At 51.1% G+C, this 20,831-nt stretch carries 18 protein-coding genes; all 18 read right to left on the reverse strand.

Annotation, left to right across the window (positions count from 1 at the left end):
- Positions 1-132 precede the first annotated feature (132 nt).
- The 18 genes from ACAN56_RS12230 to ACAN56_RS12315 all read right to left on the reverse strand — a co-directional run bounded on the left by ACAN56_RS12230 (position 133) and on the right by ACAN56_RS12315 (position 20,663).
- Positions 133-639 (reverse strand): hypothetical protein, encoded by a 507-nt coding sequence (locus ACAN56_RS12230; protein WP_038589083.1) that lies wholly within the window; start codon positions 637-639, stop codon positions 133-135.
- On the reverse strand, positions 636-3,452 hold the full coding sequence (locus ACAN56_RS12235) for an AHH domain-containing protein (RefSeq protein WP_379143050.1): 2,817 nt from the start codon (positions 3,450-3,452) through the stop codon (positions 636-638). The genes ACAN56_RS12230 and ACAN56_RS12235 overlap by 4 nt, the downstream gene beginning before the upstream one ends.
- 22 nt (positions 3,453-3,474) lie before the next feature.
- Entirely contained in the window at positions 3,475-3,960 is a 486-nt protein-coding gene (locus ACAN56_RS12240; RefSeq protein WP_379143052.1) for a DUF4280 domain-containing protein, read from the reverse strand.
- Between the two features lie 69 nt (positions 3,961-4,029).
- The gene (locus tag ACAN56_RS12245; protein WP_379143054.1) at positions 4,030-4,590 is read right to left on the reverse strand and encodes a hypothetical protein; all 561 of its coding nucleotides are present in this window, start codon (positions 4,588-4,590) and stop codon (positions 4,030-4,032) included.
- Entirely contained in the window at positions 4,587-5,825 is a 1,239-nt protein-coding gene (locus ACAN56_RS12250; protein ID WP_379143056.1) for a pentapeptide repeat-containing protein, read from the reverse strand. Before ACAN56_RS12250 ends, ACAN56_RS12245 begins: the two co-directional genes overlap by 4 nt.
- Before the next feature lie 95 nt (positions 5,826-5,920).
- Positions 5,921-7,345 (reverse strand): contractile injection system protein, VgrG/Pvc8 family, encoded by a 1,425-nt coding sequence (locus tag ACAN56_RS12255; RefSeq protein ID WP_076110610.1) that lies wholly within the window; start codon positions 7,343-7,345, stop codon positions 5,921-5,923.
- Positions 7,338-7,973: a hypothetical protein gene (locus ACAN56_RS12260; protein WP_379143058.1), complete on the reverse strand. Its 636-nt coding sequence runs from the start codon at positions 7,971-7,973 to the stop codon at positions 7,338-7,340. Before ACAN56_RS12260 ends, ACAN56_RS12255 begins: the two co-directional genes overlap by 8 nt.
- Positions 7,974-8,015: 42 nt before the next feature.
- Positions 8,016-8,792, reverse strand: coding sequence for a DNA and RNA helicase (locus ACAN56_RS12265; RefSeq protein WP_340899413.1), 777 nt, complete (start codon positions 8,790-8,792; stop codon positions 8,016-8,018).
- Positions 8,793-8,822: 30 nt separating this feature from the next.
- Complete coding sequence (locus tag ACAN56_RS12270) at positions 8,823-11,474, reverse strand: Hsp70 family protein (RefSeq protein WP_379143061.1); 2,652 nt, start codon at positions 11,472-11,474, stop codon at positions 8,823-8,825.
- A gap of 62 nt (positions 11,475-11,536) precedes the next feature.
- Positions 11,537-12,226 carry an iron-dependent peroxidase gene (locus tag ACAN56_RS12275; protein WP_379143063.1) on the reverse strand — a complete coding sequence of 230 codons (690 nt, stop codon included), beginning with the start codon at positions 12,224-12,226 and terminating at the stop codon, positions 11,537-11,539.
- Positions 12,223-13,515: a normocyte-binding protein gene (locus ACAN56_RS12280; RefSeq protein ID WP_379143065.1), complete on the reverse strand. Its 1,293-nt coding sequence runs from the start codon at positions 13,513-13,515 to the stop codon at positions 12,223-12,225. The genes ACAN56_RS12275 and ACAN56_RS12280 overlap by 4 nt, the downstream gene beginning before the upstream one ends.
- Positions 13,512-15,308 (reverse strand): PP2C family protein-serine/threonine phosphatase, encoded by a 1,797-nt coding sequence (locus ACAN56_RS12285; RefSeq protein ID WP_156130853.1) that lies wholly within the window; start codon positions 15,306-15,308, stop codon positions 13,512-13,514. Before ACAN56_RS12285 ends, ACAN56_RS12280 begins: the two co-directional genes overlap by 4 nt.
- A 61-nt stretch (positions 15,309-15,369) precedes the next feature.
- Complete coding sequence (locus tag ACAN56_RS12290) at positions 15,370-16,239, reverse strand: PP2C family protein-serine/threonine phosphatase (RefSeq protein ID WP_076110616.1); 870 nt, start codon at positions 16,237-16,239, stop codon at positions 15,370-15,372.
- Positions 16,236-16,769 carry an FHA domain-containing protein gene (locus ACAN56_RS12295; RefSeq protein ID WP_038589064.1) on the reverse strand — a complete coding sequence of 178 codons (534 nt, stop codon included), beginning with the start codon at positions 16,767-16,769 and terminating at the stop codon, positions 16,236-16,238. The genes ACAN56_RS12290 and ACAN56_RS12295 overlap by 4 nt, the downstream gene beginning before the upstream one ends.
- Before the next feature lie 27 nt (positions 16,770-16,796).
- Positions 16,797-17,351 (reverse strand): FHA domain-containing protein, encoded by a 555-nt coding sequence (locus ACAN56_RS12300; protein ID WP_379143069.1) that lies wholly within the window; start codon positions 17,349-17,351, stop codon positions 16,797-16,799.
- A gap of 42 nt (positions 17,352-17,393) precedes the next feature.
- Positions 17,394-17,831, reverse strand: coding sequence for a J domain-containing protein (locus ACAN56_RS12305; RefSeq protein ID WP_379143071.1), 438 nt, complete (start codon positions 17,829-17,831; stop codon positions 17,394-17,396).
- Between the two features lie 116 nt (positions 17,832-17,947).
- Positions 17,948-18,373: a hypothetical protein gene (locus ACAN56_RS12310; protein ID WP_038589056.1), complete on the reverse strand. Its 426-nt coding sequence runs from the start codon at positions 18,371-18,373 to the stop codon at positions 17,948-17,950.
- Positions 18,374-18,494: 121 nt separating this feature from the next.
- Positions 18,495-20,663 carry a transcriptional regulator gene (locus tag ACAN56_RS12315; RefSeq protein WP_076110619.1) on the reverse strand — a complete coding sequence of 723 codons (2,169 nt, stop codon included), beginning with the start codon at positions 20,661-20,663 and terminating at the stop codon, positions 18,495-18,497.
- Between the last annotated feature and the right edge of the window lie 168 nt (positions 20,664-20,831).

A 20,831-nucleotide genomic window follows, 5' to 3' on the forward strand; every position in this document is an offset into this window, starting at 1 on the left:
TTAGGTTATAAGATCAAGCGTTTATCTGCGTATAATCGAATTAGAGAGAGAAACCTTTATACGGTTATTACATGAATTATACGTGATATTGGTTTAATGATGGCTTTTATCTGCACTGGGTAGCCCCCATGATTATCCCTCAGAATCACTCAATGGAACAAAGGCAATAATTTTGCCATCGGGATACTTACCTTCCCACCCACATGGCCATCCACCTGATTGATATATGCGGAACATTTTTTCATAAAAATTATCGTTTTTTCCGTTTACAAGACGATTAATTGCGCACATATAGAGGTCGCCTTGTACCTCCTCGAAAATATCTAAATAACCACTAGGAAAGAAATTTTCAGAGTAGTTTTCACTTGAATCAAATAAACCCTTCAATTCACGGTCAAGTGGTCGCAAGTTTTTTTCATATACTTCACCTATAATTTCACTGTCCTCTGAGGATTTAACATACTCCCACAGTGTATCTACAATATCCAAGTCCTGGGTCCAAGCTGTTTCTTGTGCTTTTTCGAAGTCATCAATAATTGTAATATTACTATCGAATTCTTTACTTGTTTGGAATAATCGATGTGTTTGAATATAGTTAATAACTTCCTCAACTAATGATGAATACTCCCCATACTTCATCTATTTAACCACCTTTCCCATAGTTCTTCGGTTGCTCCGCCGCCTCTATTCCAAATTGGCAACCTTTTATTTTCACCAGATCTATAAAATTTGCTTAGCCCCATTGCCTTTACTTTAGATTTATAAAGCGGCAACCCTTTTTCTACAGCTTTCTTTAGTTTTTGCTGTAAATTAAATACTTGTTTCTCAAGAATCTCAACACTTTGATTTACGTCCATCTTATCTAGCTGATTTCTTACGACATCATTATATACCTTATGATAACCCTTATGTCTAGATAAGCCACTAATAAACTCACTTGGTTCTGGAAGGAATATTCCATTAGAAGCATGGTTCATATCCATTCCGACTTTCTTAATAACCGGATGGTTGTTTACTTGAGAAGGTATAATATGCTGTGCCTGATATCCAGACCACGAAGTTGAACGTGGTAAACCCATAGATTCCAACATGTTCTGGCCTAATTCGGTCGGGTCTCCTTTTGTAGTATACCCTGGCGTACCCGGTATTCTTCTACTATCACCCGTCCCCCCAGGCATTTTCTTCGCTAAATCATCTTTGCCTGCCTCCATCTCACTCCAGAACTTCTTCTGCTGGCTATTTTGTGGTAGAGGATTATCCGGTTTGCTGAATGAAACATTAGAGGGACCATCCAGTGCTTTTTGTGGACCGGACAGACGGTTTTTCAGCCGGGTCATCGTATCGGATACCTGATCCATTACTTGATCTGCGGTTTTCTTAACTTCATGTTTGACCTGCTGCTTCCATCCCGTCCACATTTCATCCAGCGCGGACACGTTCTTGTGCAACGCTTTTTTCAGCTTGGCCGAATTCGTCAGGATGGTATTCATGCCGCTCTTCAGCTTCCCGGCCAGATCGAACGTACTTACATTGCTTGCCAGCTTCTTCGCTTTAGTCAGCACTTTCCCTAGACCGGCATTCAGCGCCTCCCCCGCATTATCCGCTATTTTTCCGATCGCCCTTGCGACATCGGCTCCTTTGTCCGCCACTTTGTTTACGGCTTTGGTCGCCTTCCCCACCACGTTCGCAACCTTCATGAATTTCTCGCTCTTCATGAGTAGCTTCGCTCCGGTCGCTCCCCAGCCTGCAAAGGGAACTGAAGCACCTACCGAAAGGAGGGCACTCGTATAATCCCCGCGCAGCGCATAGATCCCCGCATTCGCCAAATCCGCGATTTCCCCAACACCCGGGATCAGGCCCGCCACATCCAGCACCGTCTGGCTTACATCCAGCACCTTACTCCAGAAGCCTTTTTTCTTCTTCTTCGGTTGCTCTTCGGGGGCGGCCTCTTCCGGCACTGCCACTTCGCTCACGAACGGGGCTTCGTATTGCGGCTCCAGGTCTTCGACCTGCACGGGCAGCTTTATGATGCCATTCATCGTCAGGCTGCTTCCCCGCAGGTCCGACATCCCGTCCAGCACCAGACTGCTGTCCCCGCTTTGCAGGAACAGAATTTCCTTCGCTTCGATCTCTATACTCTTCTCGCTGTCCAGTACCAAATCCTGCACAGTCTTTATCTGGATGCCGCTGTTACTCGTGATCGAGATGCCTCCGTCGTCCAGCGTGATGAACAGGCTACCTTCGGTCGCGATCAGCGACATCTCCGCATCAGTCATCCGCATCTCTTTCCCGAAGTTCGTTCCCCAGCTCTTGGTCGCCGGATCCGCGGTCTTCGGTGACGGACTGCTGCCCCGTCTCACCGATCCCATCGCGAACGCATCTTGTTCACGCCCGCTTCCGAAATACACCTGCACTGAATCTCCCGCTTGCGGCATGCAGTAGAACCCTCCACCGTCACTCGCGTAGACCGCTGAGTACGGCATCCAGCTCGCTTCGTGTTCCGCTTGGGTCGCATCCACGTCCAGATGCACTTTTACGGTATCCTTCGTGACCGCCAATATCTTGCCTTCCAGCGAGGCTCCTGCCAGTTCATCGTTGCGGATTTCATTCTCCCGGATCCCGCTGTGGGGACTGAGGGTATACGTATGTATGAGCATGCCCTGCATAAGCCTGCTCTCTGCCGCTGCTACCCGCAGCTCCTGTCCTTGAAATTGTACGGTATCTCCGAGTCCGAACCAGCGCCGCGTCTCTACCCGGTAAGAAGTAAAGTCTGCTTCTCTTACGTCTGCGGCTCCCACCGACCAGGACATCTTCAGCGCGTGCAGATCTCTTGTTACTGTATAATTCTGATCCTTAAGCTCATGATATCCGCCATCCGGGACACCAAAATACAGCTTCGGCGCATCCGCCGTCACCTCCGGGATCACCACCGCTCCGAACCGGGAAGCGATTCGCCGCAGGAACTGCCAATCCGTCTCGCGGTATTGTACCGTCAGCCCTCCCAGCTTCGTGCCGCTGCTTACGTAGTCGATGAGGTCAGACTTTGGGTAGGCTGATAATACCTGACGGATCACGTCCTCACATTCCATCTCGCTATGCTGAAACGAACGAATTCGCGGCTCGATGTCCAGCAGATACGAATAGGAAACGGCCTCCAGTTCCAGGATGTATACCCCCTGAACATCCCGGACACCCACCTCCTGGATGATCCCCTGAAACAGCTTGCGTATTTCTTGGCCCCGTTCACCAGTCTCGATGAGGGAGATATTCTCTCCGTTTGCGGTCATATCGATTTCCCGGTCCTGTTGTTCTTCGGGAAGAACAGCGGTCAGGAACAAGCGTGCATGTCCGCCTGCCTTCCGCTCCATATGTATGTTCTGGATGCTGTGCACGGGATAGGGCGAATGGCACTTGAGGTTCCATGTGCCTGTTGCGGCTTCCACAATGCCCATTGTCTCACTCCTCTCCTTTACATTACCGGATGGCCCCGCCGAACCCGCTCGTCGTCCCCTCCAGGCTCGATCCCCCAAGCTCCTGACCGTCATTCTCGATCACAATTCGTCCCCCATAAACACACTGGTTCACACATGTGCTGAGCAGCGCGGGGTGTCCATCCACAAGCACATCTGTTTTTCCGTCCATCCACGAAGTCGAAATCCCCGGAACACACGGCGCCTTCTTCCGCCCTTCAATATCAAGTTTCCCGATCTGGACAGCCGGGTTCAATAAGCTGGTACAATTCCCGAATGGCATAATGTGGATCATCGGGTTCTTGTCCTCCACATTCAGCTGTGCTTTTTCTTTCAGGTGTACGCCGTGGCTATAAGGGATTTTCAAGCGATTCAGCTGAGTTCCGCATGTACAGCTTAAGATTGCCCCGGCAACCACGTAGCTCGGCTCTGCCCCTCCTCCGTCCTGTTCCACAACATCCGGTCTCGTTATTCCTTTGATTTCTGCCATAGAGCTTCCCTCCTAAATTCAACTGCCTATGTTAGTTGAAGTGCCTACAATAAACGATTTCCATTTGCCTCACACCATCGGCTCCGCTGTTGTCATCTCTACCCGCTGCATACATAACCCGGTAAAGTCTCTGCGCAAAATGGCTTCCGCGAGAGCGAGGTTGATCAGGAACACATTCTCGTGCAGACGATTATCCACGGCCTGGACAATCGGCCAGACGCAGGTCTGCAAGCAGTCGGCATCCGCCTTCAGCCGGGTGAGGCGGCCGCTGCTGTCGAACTGGCTGCCTTCGTTCAGACAGGCAAGCTGCGGTGGAACCATGAACCAATAAGGGTACAGCTGCTCTCGTTCTGCATCCATTAGTCCGGCCAGCCGGAAGATCAGGCGCGGGGCAAAGGTCTGAAGCAGCTGCTTCAGAGGATCAGACCACAGCGGATAGGGCCGCTCAATGAGGTCCACAGCCACCGGCTGGTGACTGGGCTGCAGCGCAAAATGCAAATTGGCCCGCTCCAGTTCCCGTAAATCCTCCCCCTTCAGCCATTCCGGACGGATGGCTTCTTTTACACCACGCGGTTCAAGTGCCCCCCGCACACGCATGTCCTGTGAGAGCTGGAACCAGTCGTTTCTCATTGATGTTCCTCCTTCAGCCAATCCGTAATGGCTTCTTCAGTGAACGGAAGTTCCGGCATTTCCGGACGTTCGCTGAGCAAGCTGCACGCACCCGTGTCCATCTGCACTCCCATTAAGCAGGAGCCTGAGAAGTTCGTTCCACGCAGATCAGCTCCCCGGAAATCCGCATCGGTCAGATCGCACCATCCAAGGATCGCTCCGGTCAGCTTCGCCCCCGTGAATCTTGCCCCCCGCAGCTTGGCCAGAACAAATTCAGCCTCGCTTAAGTCTGCTCCGGCAAAGGATACTTCTTGGAAGCCCGGAATCTCCCAATTCCCTGGATCAGGAAGCCCGCAATCCGCCTCCACCCGATGAAATAATGCCCCCACCAGACGACAATTCTCGAAGCTTGCACCGTGCAGCCACCCCTGATTCCATTCCGTATCCGTCAAATCACAGCCTTCCCAGACTGTACCCACCAGATTGCTCTCTGCGAAGCTGCTACCGCCAAAAGCGCTCTCGCGAAAGGCAGAATAACGAAAATCCATTTCACTGTAATCTCCGCCTGCCAGATCCAGCCGCTCCAGCGCGCCGTATCCGTAAGCACCTTCGATCCGCTCAGCCAGCCATTTCCGAATCTCGGTCTCATCCGTAGGGTCGCTATCCTTGCGGTAGACAGACTCGCTGATATCGAGATACTCGCCCACACGCACTTCAACAATTCCGCATTGCTCCAGCTCACGAAATCCCTCGGTAAGCATCGCCTCCGGCATCGCCGAGCGGAGCAGTGCAATGACATATTGATGCCCATGCTGCGATTCACGCAACAGCAGCTTCTCCAGGTCGGGACGGCTGATACCTCCGGTATACGGGGAACCCGGGCGTTGTCTTTCCTCCTCCAGCAGCAGCAGGAGCTCATCCAGATAGCCGAATGCCCAAGAAGCATCATACTCACCCGCCACAGAAGCGGGATCAAACAGCCACGTCTCATCCGAAGCCTCCACCAGATAGACTCCGTGTCCTTCCTGCAGCCGGGTCCGAAGCATCGAATAGGTGAAATGCCCGATGGCTCCTTTCTCTCCTATGCTCTGCAGCTCCGCCACCTCCCGGCACAGCTTGTCAAAGTGGCGGATGAACGCCTCCTGTAGCGGCTTGCGGTTGGCCTGATACAGCTGCTCCCAATGCAGCAGCACCCGGTTACGGACCGGCCCCACAACTTCTTCCATAAACATCTCCATCACGGCAGTCTGAGCCAACAGCTTCCCCTCCTGTTATCGCTTGCTCCAGTTTCGGCTTTCCTTCATAGTGGAACTAAACCGTTGTTTATAGGATGTTATCCGCACATATTTGCTTAGTTCGTACGTACTTCAGTTCCGCTTAAAGCAGTCGTGCCGTCCATCTTCAGGCTGCTGTCCTTACAGATCAGGCTGAGCTGATCCTTGGCGGAAATGACAATGCTTTTATCCGCGCTCATCATGATATCTTCCTTAGCATTGAGCTTGATCAGCTTGCTGCTGATAATCTCGATCCCGCCGCCCTCACTAAGCCGGATGTAGATCTCTCCGTCCTTGCCGGTCACAATTACCTCATCCGGCGTCATCTTCAGCTCCTTGCCGGCCGGTGTGCGGAAGAACTTGTGGTCAGGGTTGCTCAGCTTGTTGCTCTCGCCTTCTTCGGCATTCTGCCGCACCGAGCTGGTTGCTACCCCTTCTTCCTCCTTGTTCCCCGGAAAATACACCCGAACATGATCGCCCTTCTCCGGCATGACGTACCAGCCGCTGTTGCCTTCTGCCGTGTACACAGATGAATACGGAAAGTCATGCGCTTCTCCTGCCTGCTGCTCCGAATCAATGTAGAGGTGGATTTTGAGCTTGTCCTTGTTGATCCCGATTACCTGGCCTTGCAGCGAAACTCCGATAATTTTGTCATTATAAAAAGTATTCTGGCGAAGTCCATGACGCGAGCTTAAAATATAGCGGTGACGAAGCAGGCCCTTCTTCATTTCAGTGTAAGCTTCGTATACATACAGCAGCTTGCCTTTGAATTCGATCGCATTGCCCAGATCCAGTACCCGGCCCGTCTCGACCTCATAATATATGAAATCATCCTCGCCTACCTTGGCTGACGTATTCTGCGTAGTGTAACGGAATTTGTCCATTCTTTTGCGAACCCGGTAGTTAAAATCCTGCAGCTTGCCTTTCGAGGAGGTATCGAACACGCCAAAATAGAACTTCGGCGTATCAAAGACCGATGCAGGCATCAGACCGGTACGCAGACGTGAAGCGATCCGCTTCAGAAACTGCCAGTCTGTCTCTTCATACTGGAGCGTGAACTTACCGATAGCCGCTCCATCCGTTGCCGCGTCCATAATATCAATATTGGAATAACCCTCCGCGATCTGATCCAGAAGCTGCGGGTAAGTCATGCTGTGGTTCTGGAAGGAGCGGCTTTTCTTGCGAATGTCCAGCTCATGGGTATGGGAGACCCCCTCCACTTCAAGGATGTGGACACCGCGGTTCACCGACACACTCAAATTCAGAATGAGTCCACTGAACAGCACCCATTTGCCGCCTTCTTCATTCACCTGGGTAATCTCCACCACTGTATTCGATGAGCTCAACCGGACATAGCTGTCCTTCTTCTCTTCATCCACAATCCCGGTGAATTTCACATAGGTGTGCTCATTCATTTGCTTCGTAATGGTTAACTCCTGCAGACTGACCAGTTCAAACGGGCTAACCCGCAGATTATCGTAAGATAAGGCTGGTTCACTCATGAGACTCGTCTCCTTCCTTCTGTGGAATGAACTGAATGGATTTCATCATGGCCAGTGCGACCGGCTTCCAGTCATCAAGCTCCTCGTCCGTACAGTTAAAGGTACACATCAGTGCCCGATCCTCAAGTGAAGCGAACAGAATCAGATTATACAGATTGGCATTAACCGCCGGGGTCAAAAATTCACAAGTGGCGACCGGCTTGCCGTCAATGCTGAACTCATGGTCTCCATACCATTTCGTCAGCTTCTGCGTCCGGCGCAGCATCTGGATCATGGCCTTCTTGAAATCGGACAGCTCGTCCTCCGGCAGCGGGTTCATGGTGTGATTGATGGCAATGTTAATTCTGGCATTGGAAGTCGTATATATAACACTGGGTCGATGCTCAGAAGGATATTTCCGCTTTGCCATCTCCTTACTCATGAGCTTAAATGTCTGCGGGAGCAGCATGCGCATCGCACCGTCCAGCAGCTCCGTTTCCACAAAGGTGTGCGGCTCGTCTCCAATCTGCACCACGGGTGCGGTTAAATCCGGTCCAGCCTCTTCCGGAATCACTCCGTAATTATCCGCAGGCTGTCCGCCTGTATTGCCGTTAAGCATGGACACAATCTTCTCATCCCAATGCTCCATCTTCACCCCATCCTTCCAATAGTCGATTGATGCGCAGCCGCTCTACTCCACCAGCATCCGCTGCATACCCCCGTGGGCTTGCCCCTTATGTCCCTGTCCTCCGCGCGCATTTGTGAGAATCCGGTCCAGATAGCGGTGAATCTGCAGGCTCGGATAATCCCGGTATTCCTGTCCCAGCCGGCTCGCAATATAATGCAGGATAACGCTCCGGGCGATGACACCTTCATTCATACACAGCATGCCGAACATCACATCATGCGGATCCGGCGTACCGGTACGCATAAGGCGCTGAGCATAGTCTTGAAGCACAGCCGGAGGAAGGGTGCTGGCACCGGGAGCCGCATAGGGAACCTGCAGCACCTGGAGCGTATTGTATTCGGTGGCCAGATCCGCGAAGCTCTGGTAATCCTTGCGCAATCTGGCCCCTTCCTTCAGCTTGAAGCGGGCGAGCTCCATCTCATGGGAAGCGCTCCCGGACGCCGCATCTTCCAGTGCAAGCGAGGTCTGCCCCAGAGACAGGTCATGACCTGTCTCCAGCTCTGTGAAGCGGAGCTTCAAAACAGTCTCTTGACCTGTGGCCTTATAAGCAATTTCCGCCGGCTCCGTCATCATATAGAGCCGCCTCTCATGCAGAAGTATGCCGGGGCTTACCGATAACCGTTCGGCGTGTACCTCCACCTCTGCCCCAGACACAATTCCATCTGCATAATCCCTGTAGTACAGCTCCCAAAACTGCCGGGGGAAATCACGCAGATCCTCAAGCATCCGGGTCTTTAGAATCCGTCCCTTATGAAACTCAGGGTAAGTATAGGTGAACATTTGCGGCGCTCCTTTCCCAGACTTGCCTTTTTACTTCAGTCCATCAAAAAAGTCCAGTTCCGATGATTCATTCTCATAGGCGAACAGTCTTTTGTGACCCAGCAGCAACTGCTCATCACGGCGGGCGACAGGCAGGACATGGAAACCCCAATGCGAATGATCCGCGAACACGAAGAACTTCGTCTCCCCGTTCATAATGGAATCCGTATCGTCCTGCGGAATCTTCGTACCAAATCGGGACTGGATGTCCTCATAGACCACCTGCTCGTAATTCTCCTTACGATTGACGTATACACATTTCTGCCGCAGGGTTCCGTCGCTGCCGCTCACATACAGCTCGACCTCGGCCGTCTCGAACGGCCGGGAAATGCTGCCCGGCAGACCGTCACTCCGCTCCAGACTGTTAATCAATACCTTCTGCCGGAGGTTATGGGTATACGCGCTGACCGTATAAGGAATGACCGCCGCCTCATGGGTGATTTCCGCTTGAATTGCCCCCGTCTTTCTGGCACTGAGATAGCGGATCGCTCCCCGCAGGCAAGCCAGCTTCAGATCAGGAACACGGCCTTCCGCCGGTTTCTGGCGGAATTCTATACTGCGCCCCGGCACGAACTCCTTCAGCGCTTCCCGGAAAACATCGATCCGGCAGGACTGGCCCGTCAGCTTAATCATCGAATACTGGCCGAGCCTCCCCTCCCGGTAGAACTCCTCCAGGAACTTGCGGACTACATCATAAATATCCGCCTTGATGAGCTGGGTTATCTCCTTGATGTTAAAGACCACATCCGGAAATTCAAATTCATCACGGAGTTCGCCGTTCCGCACTACGGACAGAAACCAGCGCTCCATCGTGGTAATCTGCAAATCGCTGTCCTGTCCGTCCTCAATGGCGGAGTGGAATCGGTTGCGGAGCATGCCGGTCTTGCGGAAGAATTGCTGCTTCATCTCTTCAGCAATCTCCCAGAGGAAATGAAAATTCCCGCGAACCCGCAAATATTCGTCCCGTGAACGATGCTCCCGGTGGGCGTAGGCTGTAGGAATAATCTGCTCCGCCTCCAAATACCGGCGATCGAGTTCCGCATATACACTCTGGACTCCCGCTTCATCGACCTGGCGGAACACATCGGCCCCCGGTGCTGCAATCAGGCTGTCAATATCGGTTGCGGCCCGCCGTCCGGAGTAATAATCCGCGAAGACAATCTTCATGAACTGCATAATTCTGTAAGTGATATTATTGCCGCCGAAATTGGTATCCCCATTCTCGTAGGTGGTGTGGATGTCCAGCTTGTAAGCAATCTGTCCGTCTTCCACAGTAAAGCGGCAGGAGGAAAGGTCGGTTGTGCCCCCGCCGCAATCAATTACCAGAGCTTGATACGGCACGCCCTCCATAAAGGCATTGCGTTCGATACCGTCGGCAATCGTGTTGTAGAGCACTGACATTCCTTCATCGAGGGCATGCTCGCTCTCGATTTCGTATTCGGGCAGAATCTCGCTGAACATCTCAAGGAACTGGGCCTTCATCTTCACAGGAGCGGACAGATGCAGCCGTTTGAACCTGCATTTGAACTGGTGCTCCGCCGTCAGAATTACATGTTCAAGGTAGGCACGCACAATATCCAGACGCGTCACTACAGCTGCATTGCCCTGGGCATCCACTACTTCCTCCTGTTTACTGTAATCGCTGATCCAACGCTTGATACCGCGGAAGACACTGGCCCGGCTGCTGTAGCCCCCCCTGCGCATGCTCTTCAGTGCTTCATATCCGAATTCGTACAGGATATTGCCGGGTTCTGAGCAATCTGCGATGCTGACTGCTGTCGGGAGCACTTCAATCCAGTCCGTATTCTTAAAGGTTGTATCCGGAAAGGTCACATAATTAATCTCCTCCAGGCGGACACGTCCGTTCAGCAGGTCCTGGCTGCTGGGTTCCTGAATATAACCTCTATGCAAATAAGCACCCGCCGTCGTATTGGAGGTGCCAAAATCGATGGCAAGCACGGCTTGCGTCTGTTCCAGCTCACGGATGTCGAGATGGGCTAGCGGAATTTTGGTATATTGAATGTTAACAGGCGGCAGCGGCTTGTCCGAATAATAAATCTTGTACAAATACTCCGAGTCACGCTTGCGGAAAAACAATAGACTGTACTGGCGGTTCCTGCTTCTCTCCCATCTCGCTCCACTGTCGGCGGTTAAGTAGAAGGTGCCCGGCACGGCTCCATCCTGCTCCAGATTGAAAATCCCGCACAGCTCCATACTTTCGTTCACCAGCAGCACATTGGAGTCCGTAAGCCCTCCCGCTGCAGTAACGATGTAGCGGTCCAGCCTGTCCACCTTAAGCCCTTCGTACAGAATCAGACGTGCGGGAACACTAATCCCGCCATCACTGCTTAGCGGCGAGGTCATATGGCGGTTGATCGCCTGCTGAATCCGTTCGAACCCGCCCTTATGCACACGGCCGATACACAGTACATCATCCGCTCCCAGAAATTTCAGGATAATCCGGATCAACTCTTCGCGGTCCGTCTGCGGACCCAGCCCTTCTACCATCCGTTCTTTGTAGCAAATGTTGCGAAGCTGAAAGGTCGTCATGTCCATAAGCTCTGCCCGCGTATATCGGGTGGTTCCCCGAATGCGTTCACGGCTCGCAGCGTCAGGATGCAACCTGTATGTATAACCGTTCATGTTCGTAACCTCCTAGGCGGCTGCTCCCGCAGCATCTGAATCTGCCCTCTCTTCGTGCTCCTTTAATACAAGGCAATGCAATCCTGAACCATCGTGTGATCCACGTCGATAATGCCGAAATGGCGTTTCCAGTAAATCTCCGTTTCGAAGCGTACCGGTAAAAAAAGCTCCAAAATCAGTTCCAGCTTCTCCCTTGTCTCCGGGCGCTCTTCCTCACCGATGTAGAGCAGCAATTCATCCTTATCCTCACAATTCGCATACAATGTGGAACGCGGGAACATCCGGACCAGCAGTTCCCGCAGAAGATGCACCGCTTCGCCGGTATCGAACAGCCGCAGAACATGCCCGGCGATGACTTCCTGCTCTTCCCGTCCAAACAGCTTCAGCCGCTGCCGGATCCGTTCTCCGAAGACTCCCTCCTGCATTTCCCGCAGTGTGAAGCGGATTTGATATTCCCGTTTGTTCATCCCCTGCATCAGGTCCAATTCAGCCAGGAAATGAATGATCAGATCGAATAAAGACTCACGCAGTTCGGAATCCTCAGCGTTGTTAGGATCGAACAAGTCTCTGAAAATATCGTAAAAACGATAGTACGGGTTCACCTCAACCTCCTGCTCCACAGCAACCGCATTGAGATCGGCATGGCTCAGCTCCATATAAGGTGAATACACCTTCGCCGGAACAAAGTGAATGTCGCTCCGCTTCATTCCCGCCCGCCCCGACCGAACCAGCAGATCCCAAATATAGTTCATACCCAGGCTCCTTCACAGCGGTACTCCGGAAAGACCAGTTGAACTTCAGAGACGAGGAAACTGAGCACATCGTCACTTAGATAGGATCCGGCAAGTGATCGGTCCCTGGCCACAGCGCCGAACAGAAGGCGCATCCGGTACTTATCCGTCTGTACGCGGACCTGGTCGCTGACGAAGCTGTTCAGTTCATAAGTCAGCGGAATCTCTTGTCCCGGCGGCAGAATCTTGACATCCTCCAGTTCTACCTCTCGCGAAACTTCAAATGCCCCGGTCAAACGGGCAATGCCCCCCTTGGATCGAACCGGACTGCCGGCCTGACGGACATATCTGCCGATATACCCTTCCTGTCTGCGGTTCGACAAAAGTGGATAATGCATCCGGCCAATTCCAGAATTCATCGGCCTCGTCACCTTCAGCATGGTCCAGGAATCCGATTTATCCAGCGGAGATACAACTGTAATCTCTTCCTCCGAGCGTTTAATATAACGGATATTTGCTTCCTCGCCATCTACAAGATATCCGTGTTCTGTGCCTGTTCTTCTTAGCGGCAGCACATGCTCGTAATTCACCCGGTCAGCCGCCGGAACGGGAAAGCCGCCGATCTTCATCTCCATTCTCTGAATATTCCAGATCGGCACCAGATTCATATGTTTATACGGTTCCAATTCCTCCAACTGTATGGAAATCTGCTTCACCGTCTCCTGGTTGTCCCACTCCGCACCGCAGGATATCAGGATGCAGTCCATAAATTTGTAGGCATAAGGGATGTGGACTGTTTTCCACGGCAGGCTGTTTTTACGGAATATCCGGTACAGTTCTTCAATGCGTTCGGTGTACATTGAGCTCTGCTTCAGCCGGACTGTTATCTCATACCGGCCTCCGCTGGTAATCATCTCACCCTTGAACTGGCGCTTGCTCCGGGCAAGCGAGCGAATCTGTGAGGTATCACACTGGAGGAACAGCGTACATAACTTCATTTCCTCCTGCTTCGATAGGGCAGCCGCTACTTCCGCCAGATTGATAAACTGCGGCTCTGAATCGCCAGGGACCATGGGGTACAGGAATTCATGCAGTGGATCAAGCTCTTCGCGGGGACAGAGTGACGCATACACATCATGCCGCACCTCCTCCGGCTCCAGTTCATTGAAGACGCGCTCCTCAATTTGCCGGTTCAGCGTCTCCTGATATTCCACCAGATTCAGAAATAAACCGGTCATTACATCCTTCAGCATCCGGCGCTGCTCCAGATCCTCCATCTTGTTCAGACGGTCACGAATGATATCTTTCATGGCTGCACCTCCTCTTCAGCGGATTTCTGGACCGTTTCCTCTTTCGGCAGCGCGGCATCCACGCCGCTGCCCGGTTCTGTGCTCGCTGCACCTTTTGCGGCACTTTCCTCTAAACCCTTACCAGCTTCATTATTACTTGAATTATCTGTTATACTTCCGTTGTTATCCGTACTTTCATCTGGAGTCACCAGAGGCAAATCCATACTTCCCGTAAGGTCTGCAGCTCCGGCAGCATTCGGGTCTACAGCAGGTACAGGCGGGTTCAATTTCTCTTCCAGCTTGGAGATCTTGCGCTCCATTGCCAGTACCCGTTCCAGCATATCAATACTCTGATAGACCTCTTGTGCTGCTGCGTAAGCATCCAGCGCCCCGCTGTAATCAGCGGCTTCATTGTAACGGTCGCCCTTGGCTTCCAGCTTATCGGCCTGGAGCTGACTTACTTGCCGCTCCACATCCGATTTTTTGGCTTCCGCCGTTTCCAGCTTGGTTGTAATTTCGGCAAGAGCCTCTTTATAAGCGTTCTCCGTGGCGGAGGACCGCGCCCGCAGGTACAGCGTAATGGCGCCGCTGGAGTCACCGTTCTGGAATTTGAGATCTGCTTCCCGAAGCCAGTCCTGTACCTTCTGGAAGGCGGTCATCTGTCCCAGTCTGTCTTCAATCGCCTGCCGCTTGAAGATACTGTACGGTTCCGAAAGTTCCAGCGCTTTGGTATAGCTCGCTTTGGCTTTTACAATATCCCCCTCCTTGAGGTGGGCTTCGCCGTCAACCAGCTTTTGCGCAGCCGCCATTTTGTCTGTCAGCAGCTTTTTATGAATCCGGTCCTTGAGCTTGATCGAGTTGTTGCGGCCCAAACTATAGTCGGATACTGCCTTGCCATACTCCTGCTCTGTAACATACACGTCAGCACTCTGTTCGTACTGGAGCATATCGGCAGCTAATTCGGCCTTCTTAGCCGCACTTTTGACCTTATAGAAGATCCCGGCGCCACCTACCAGAAGCACCGTTAATAGAATAATAAGAATGCGTTTGATCCACTTCTTGCGGTTCTTCGGCTCTTCCTGATAGGTCTTATTAGCGTAGATACATGCTGCCGTATAATTATCTATCCGCATCCGCTGTTTGCTGAGCATGACTTCCTCAAGCGTATCCGCCAGCATAACCGGATCATTCGCCGCCTGAACAGAATCAATCATCTCTGCGTCCTCGACAGCCTGCCACAAACCGGAGGTGCACATCACCAGCACATCGCCATCTGCCAGCGGAATCTTCCCGGAGACATAAGGCTTCAGCTTGCCCGGCATCCCGGCATATTGCAGCAGATTGCCACGCTCATCATTCGTATCGATCTTGTCCTCGGCAATTTGTCCTTCGTCTGCCATCTGCTGGGCAAGGCTGTGGTCCCGGCTTTTCAAGATCAGGCGCTCCCCGCGAAAATGATAAAGTCTCGCATTCCCGGCCGATGCCCATACCATCTTCGTATAATCCGTCACCACAATTAGTATACTGGCCTTCAGACGGACTCTTCGGCTCTCATAATGCAGCCACTCATGGGCAATCCGGATGTAATCGGTCAAACGCCGCCGGGAGAGGGTGGGTTTCTCCAAAAAGCTCTCCAGAATCGTCTGCACAATCATTTCGGCACTGTGAGCCTCTTCATCTGAATCCAATCCATCGGCAATGATATAACAGGCCTTATCCTCCAGCTCAACGCACCCGAAAAAATCCCGGTTAGTCATAAAAGAACCCGATTCGGAGACGAAACTCATTAAAAAATCGCTGTTCTCCTTCCTCATGCGTATCCCCATTTCCCGTATTGATGATTTATGCTATGTACCCGGCGGGACATCTCCTGTTCTACCAACGCCTCTCCACAATAATGACTGTAGCGTTATCCTGATGTACAAGCCTTTTCTCCTCTATCAAATCAATCATGGCCTGAGCAGCATCATAGGGTGACAGCGGCCGGGACAGTATCGTCTCCATTTCCATTTCCGTGAGCGTGTTGTATACCCCGTCGCTGCACAGCATAATCTTGTCCCCCTTATACAGCTGAAAAGGTTCTTCTGCCAGCTCCATGCTCCTGAAATTCTCGGACCCCAAATAATTGACCAGAGTCTTGCGCTGCGGATTGCCTAGCGCCTCCGACTCGGTAATCTCACCGGACAGATACTGTTCCTGCAGTGTGTTCTCCAGCGTATGCTTATGGTTAACCGGAATCAGAATACCGCCGCGGTATACGAACAACAGGCTGTCCCCTACCGCCCCCCAGTAGAGCATACTACTGCGGATCAGCGCCGCTACCAGCGTGGTCCCCCCCTGCACTCCGTGCAACTGGTTCATGATCTCTCCATTGGCGTTCATCGCCGCATCACCGAAGAATTCCGGCGGATCGGGGAAGCGCTCCAGTTCCCGAAATTCTTTAACAAAAGTATGAACGGCCGCCGTACTGGCCACCCTTCCCCCGCTTAAACCGCTGATTCCATCCGCAAGCACAGCTAGCAATCCGAAAGGCATATTGACCGTCGCAAAATAGTCATCCTGCTCTTCACGCGCACCGATCGTCTGGCCGTTCCCGATTCCGTCCCCGGAACCGGTGCCAGCCTTCGGCATCTTTTGAATACGATGCCTGAACATAATCAGTGGCCAGATCAGCAATATCCAGACAACAATCATCCAGTATGGGGTCAATGCACTATCATCCAGCAGTTGCTTCAGCGTATTCATTGCTGCTGCTCCCATTCAAAGTGAACACCGCACAGGGGAACAAAAATAAACTTGCTGCGTCCCAGCTGAATGACATCATAAGCAGCCAGCTCTACCGGGGAATATACCGCCTCGTTATTGTGATAGGCAAGTCCGGAAGCATCACCGGGCAGCAAGTAGAAATTGCGTTTCTTCGGATCATAGACAATCACCGCATGATTGCGTCTGGAGATCGTATTGTCACCCAGAATGCGCACATGCATCTCTTCCGAGCGGCCGATAAAATTCTTCTCCGCCATAATCCGGTAGTCCTGTCCCATTTGTGCCCCTTCAATACAAACCAGCCAACCCGTCACTGGTTCAATTCCGGTAGCCTCTCCCAAATACGGCATCGTTCTGTCATCTTCGGAGGGACGGGATGCCATAGCAATGGCTGCTCCCTTGCTGCCGGACGGAGCCGGGCTCTCCACGGTAAGATTACAGTAAGGACACGTGTTGCCGTGTCTTCTTGTGCTGAACATATGTCCGTTAGCGCATCTTGTCAGACTCATTCGCTCTCATACCCCCGCATGTGTTGTTCATTTCACCAGAATCCTCGTGTTGGCAATATAAATTAAGTCCCCCGCCTCAAGCAGGCTGGGTTCCTCGATTTCCAATTTAACTGCTTTGCTCTGATTGCTTTTCCGTATACCCACACCGCTGGAGGATTCAATATCCTCTATGTACCATTTGCCGGATGCTTTGTTCAGCACTGCATGCTGGGCGCTGATCAGAGAAGCATAAGGTGTATCTGACAGATCTATATCCGCTTCGCCTTGCCTTGAGCTTTTGCCGATCAGAACACTTGTCTCGCCTTCTATGTACCATTCCTTTACACTTTCACCGTCTTCACTCAGCAGCACCAGCTTTACAACCTTGCTGCCGGGTTTGACCTTGTTCTGCGCCTTGATCTTCTTGGGTCTTGTTCTGACTGCAATTATGACTGCTGACAACAAAAGGATTGCTGCCGCAACCACCTGTGCCCCCCTAACCTTTGCAACCACAAATATGTAATAGAATATTACAGCCGAGATGGCTGTTATCAATAGATCCAGCACCAGGGTCCAGATCGACCTTCCTTGTTTCACTCCCATAACCTCCGCCTTACCGGGCTACGCCCCAGAATGACTGCCGGATCACTTCTTTCGGATTCCAAAATAGCGCTCGAACAGCTCCGATGCTTCCATACTTTTTGCTGGTTCAGAGTGTTTGGGAATATTCCGGTCACTCTGCTTTTTCTGCTGGAAACCAAAAAAACGTTCGAACTGCTCTTCCATATTTCCCGGATCAAAACTGACCCGCTCCTTGCCTGCGGATGGCTTCTCCGGCGGCTCTCCGGATGCTCGGGTTGTACGCGACTGCGACTGCGACTGATAAGCCGTCCTTGACTCTTCATTACCTAGTACCTTATAGGCCTCATGAACCTGCTTAAACCGCTCGGCGGCCTGCGGATCTCCTCCGTTCGTATCGGGATGATACTTTTTGGCCAGCTTCCGGTAAGCTTGCTTCACTTCGGCGGATGATGCATTTGGGGCAATACCAAGCACTTCATAATAATCTGTCAATCGCCTCACCGCTTCCCCTTACGATTTAGAGATAAATAAACATTAAGAGGCGCATAAAGGCCCCTTAATGTTCTGAACATCAGGCAGACACAGCCAGCCCGATGTCCCAGTCCGATTACCTGATATTAGGCCGAAAATCCGCCATCGATTTTGGTAAGTTCGGTTTTGTCTTTCTTTTGTTTGATGTACAGTGTGAACTCACCTACACCTTCGGTGTCCCCGTAACGTTCTGTGTAATCCACAACGAATGCGTTAGGGAAATGGATCTTGCGCACTACTTGGTCTGCTGCAATAACTTCGAGCGTTACCTTGCGGTAGCAGTCCGCTTTTTCAGCAGGAACAATAGACCAGAGCGCCAGCTTGATGGTGTCATCTGCATTATCGCCGTCAGTAGCCGTGATAATTTTACCAGTGATGCGCAGGGTTGCTCCAACATCGGTCGATCTTGCGTTTGAATCATCCGGAGTGTCCGTGTCGTACACAACAGAACGAATATTGTCCATTCCCAGTTCGATTGTTTCTGCACCTTCAACTTTTAAAATAAAACCCATAAATAAAAAACCTCCTCTATAAATAGTGTTGAAATATGTATAAAGGCTAGCTCGGATGAACAAGCCTCTGATACCTTAATAAGTTCTTTAATATAATCTTTTATCGTTGTTATATGAATTATCAAGCCTTAACAGCGCTGGTTCCCTTGGTTATCATGACCTCAAGATTCTTCACATTGCCGTTGAAGACCAGATCTATATGGCACAGGTTGCTCTTCTCGTCGATAATATAGCTCATATCATCGCCTTCTTGAATGATCGAGTTAACCGATCCGCGTTTGCCCAACCAGCGGCTCTTCTGACTGCTCGGATTGTTGCTGAAGAACTTCACTATGTTCTCATGCTTGAAATCTCCGGTCTGGAAGCGCAGGAAACGTTCGATATAGGTACTCACCTGTGTTTTGTAAATGGAATCATATCCGTCCTCTGACATAGCCATACTTCTCGATTTATATACGGTAATCCGTTTAATATCCGTATCCTGAAGCTGTGCGTTCTCAGAGGAGAAAATAAATCCGAAGTTCTTGCGGTTAATGGAATCCTTAATTGTATTCGTGAACCCCGAGATTTCCTTGGTCATCGTTGTTACGGAGCGCAGACTGTTGTCTCCCGCTTCGATATCGAAGCGTACCCCCGGAAATTCCCGGTTTACATTCTTAAAGTTGCTTCTCAGATATTCAGGACATTGATAAGCAGCTACAATACCAGCGGCAACGTAAGCGGCTCCAATATATACGCCTTCGATCCATAACTTCAGAATGTCTTCTTTATCCTTGGACAATTCCACACCGTTCTCGGTCTGCAGCATTCTGCTGTCAATGATAACTCCGGACTTCTCCTTAGGAATCACCGTGAAATTCGGTGCACTCGGGATCGCAAATTCACTGTATTCCTTCCGTGTCAATCCTGCACATTTGTCAATGTACTTGTCGATTCCGGCAGTAGCCATACTGCTGAACGTAGTGTCCTCGCCGGACTCGAAACTGAAGAACAACTGCACCTTGTAGTCCTTGATCACTTGCAGCAGCATTGTAAGTGATTCCATGCTGTTGCCATCCTGCTTGACCACTTTGTCGTTTCCGCGAAAACGTTCTCGGCTAACTTTGACCTTGCCGGTTGTCTCTAACTCAACGGAAGGAACAATCCCGAACCAGATCGTATCGGAGAATTCATTTTTCGAGTTCACTGTATTCAAATATGTCTCCAGCCGCGGGATATTGCTGCTCTTCACGAGCATATCCAGCTTGCTGTTGGCGATCAGCATCGAAGGCTGCATGCCTTTGTTTTTAACCGCATACTGGTCGAAGAACATCTTAACACCCAGTATTTTTTCCACTAGCGGCTTAACCGTCTTAACGAAATCATCTTTGGCATTCTTGTAGAATTCCAGGTATGTATTGTAATTCTGTACTTCCAGTGCGGCATTGACTTCAGCCCGGACCGCCGGAAGCGGACAGAATGTGCGTACTACCAGGTCCTGCACATAAGTAGACGGAGATTCGGACAAAGAGCCGTAATCTTCAGCAAATACCTGTGTGAGGTCTGTATTTGTGCTTTCATCCAGAAGCATCAGGTCGGTACTGTCACTCTTGGGAGCCTCGATGATCTTCAGTTCACCGCTCTCACCGATGGTAAGCTGGCCTACTTGAATCAATTCGGAAGATGTATCTTCCTGGGCCCGGCCGAGCAGCAGCCGAGTCTTGATATCCTCGATGGCCAGTGGCAGCATAGCCATGACATTGTTATAGTTGCGGCTGGCTTCCTCAAACATAATATTCAGTTTATCGCCGACATCCAGTTTTTTTGGATCTCCGTCATCCAGCTTGTCATACTGGCCGTACATGTAGTGAATCTCTTTGCGGACCTGGCGGATATCATCCATAACCTTCTTTGGAGAGATCATGTCCAGCAAATTTTCAAATTTGAAATCAACATTCGTAATCCCTTGGCTTCTTTTCGTATCGATCAGCGTGAACAACATTCGCAGGAAGTCATTGCTCTGATCAATCTTAATCTCCGAAATGGTATCATCCGGAATGCCTTCAGGCTTCTTCAGCGTGTACATTACTTTCTGGTTCGCCGCATTAAAAAAGGAGTAAATGCTCGGTGAAAACTTGTCGAGGAACTCATCAAAATTGTGCACAAGAAGATGCTCATTAATCTCTTTGATCTTATCGTCACTCAAGCTGTCGATACCTTTTACATCCCCGACGATGGTGATCAAATCGAGCTTTTCCGGGTTGATTTCCTCAAAAAGCAAGGTTCGGTTCGTTTGATTGATAATGTCCATTCAGGCAGCATCCCATGTTAAAAAAGGCTCATGAGGATGCCTTCCCCCCTCCATTATTTTCTGTTACCCGGCATGCATTCGTGAGTCTTTGGTTACACCATTCGACTAAATACTGCCATTTGATGCGATAATTTTTGGATTCATGGGACCCATCTTAACCAGTAAAGA

Origin of the sequence: Paenibacillus paludis (assembly GCF_042610515.1) — a bacterium.
Taxonomy (GTDB): Bacteria; Bacillota; Bacilli; order Paenibacillales; family Paenibacillaceae; genus Paenibacillus_AQ.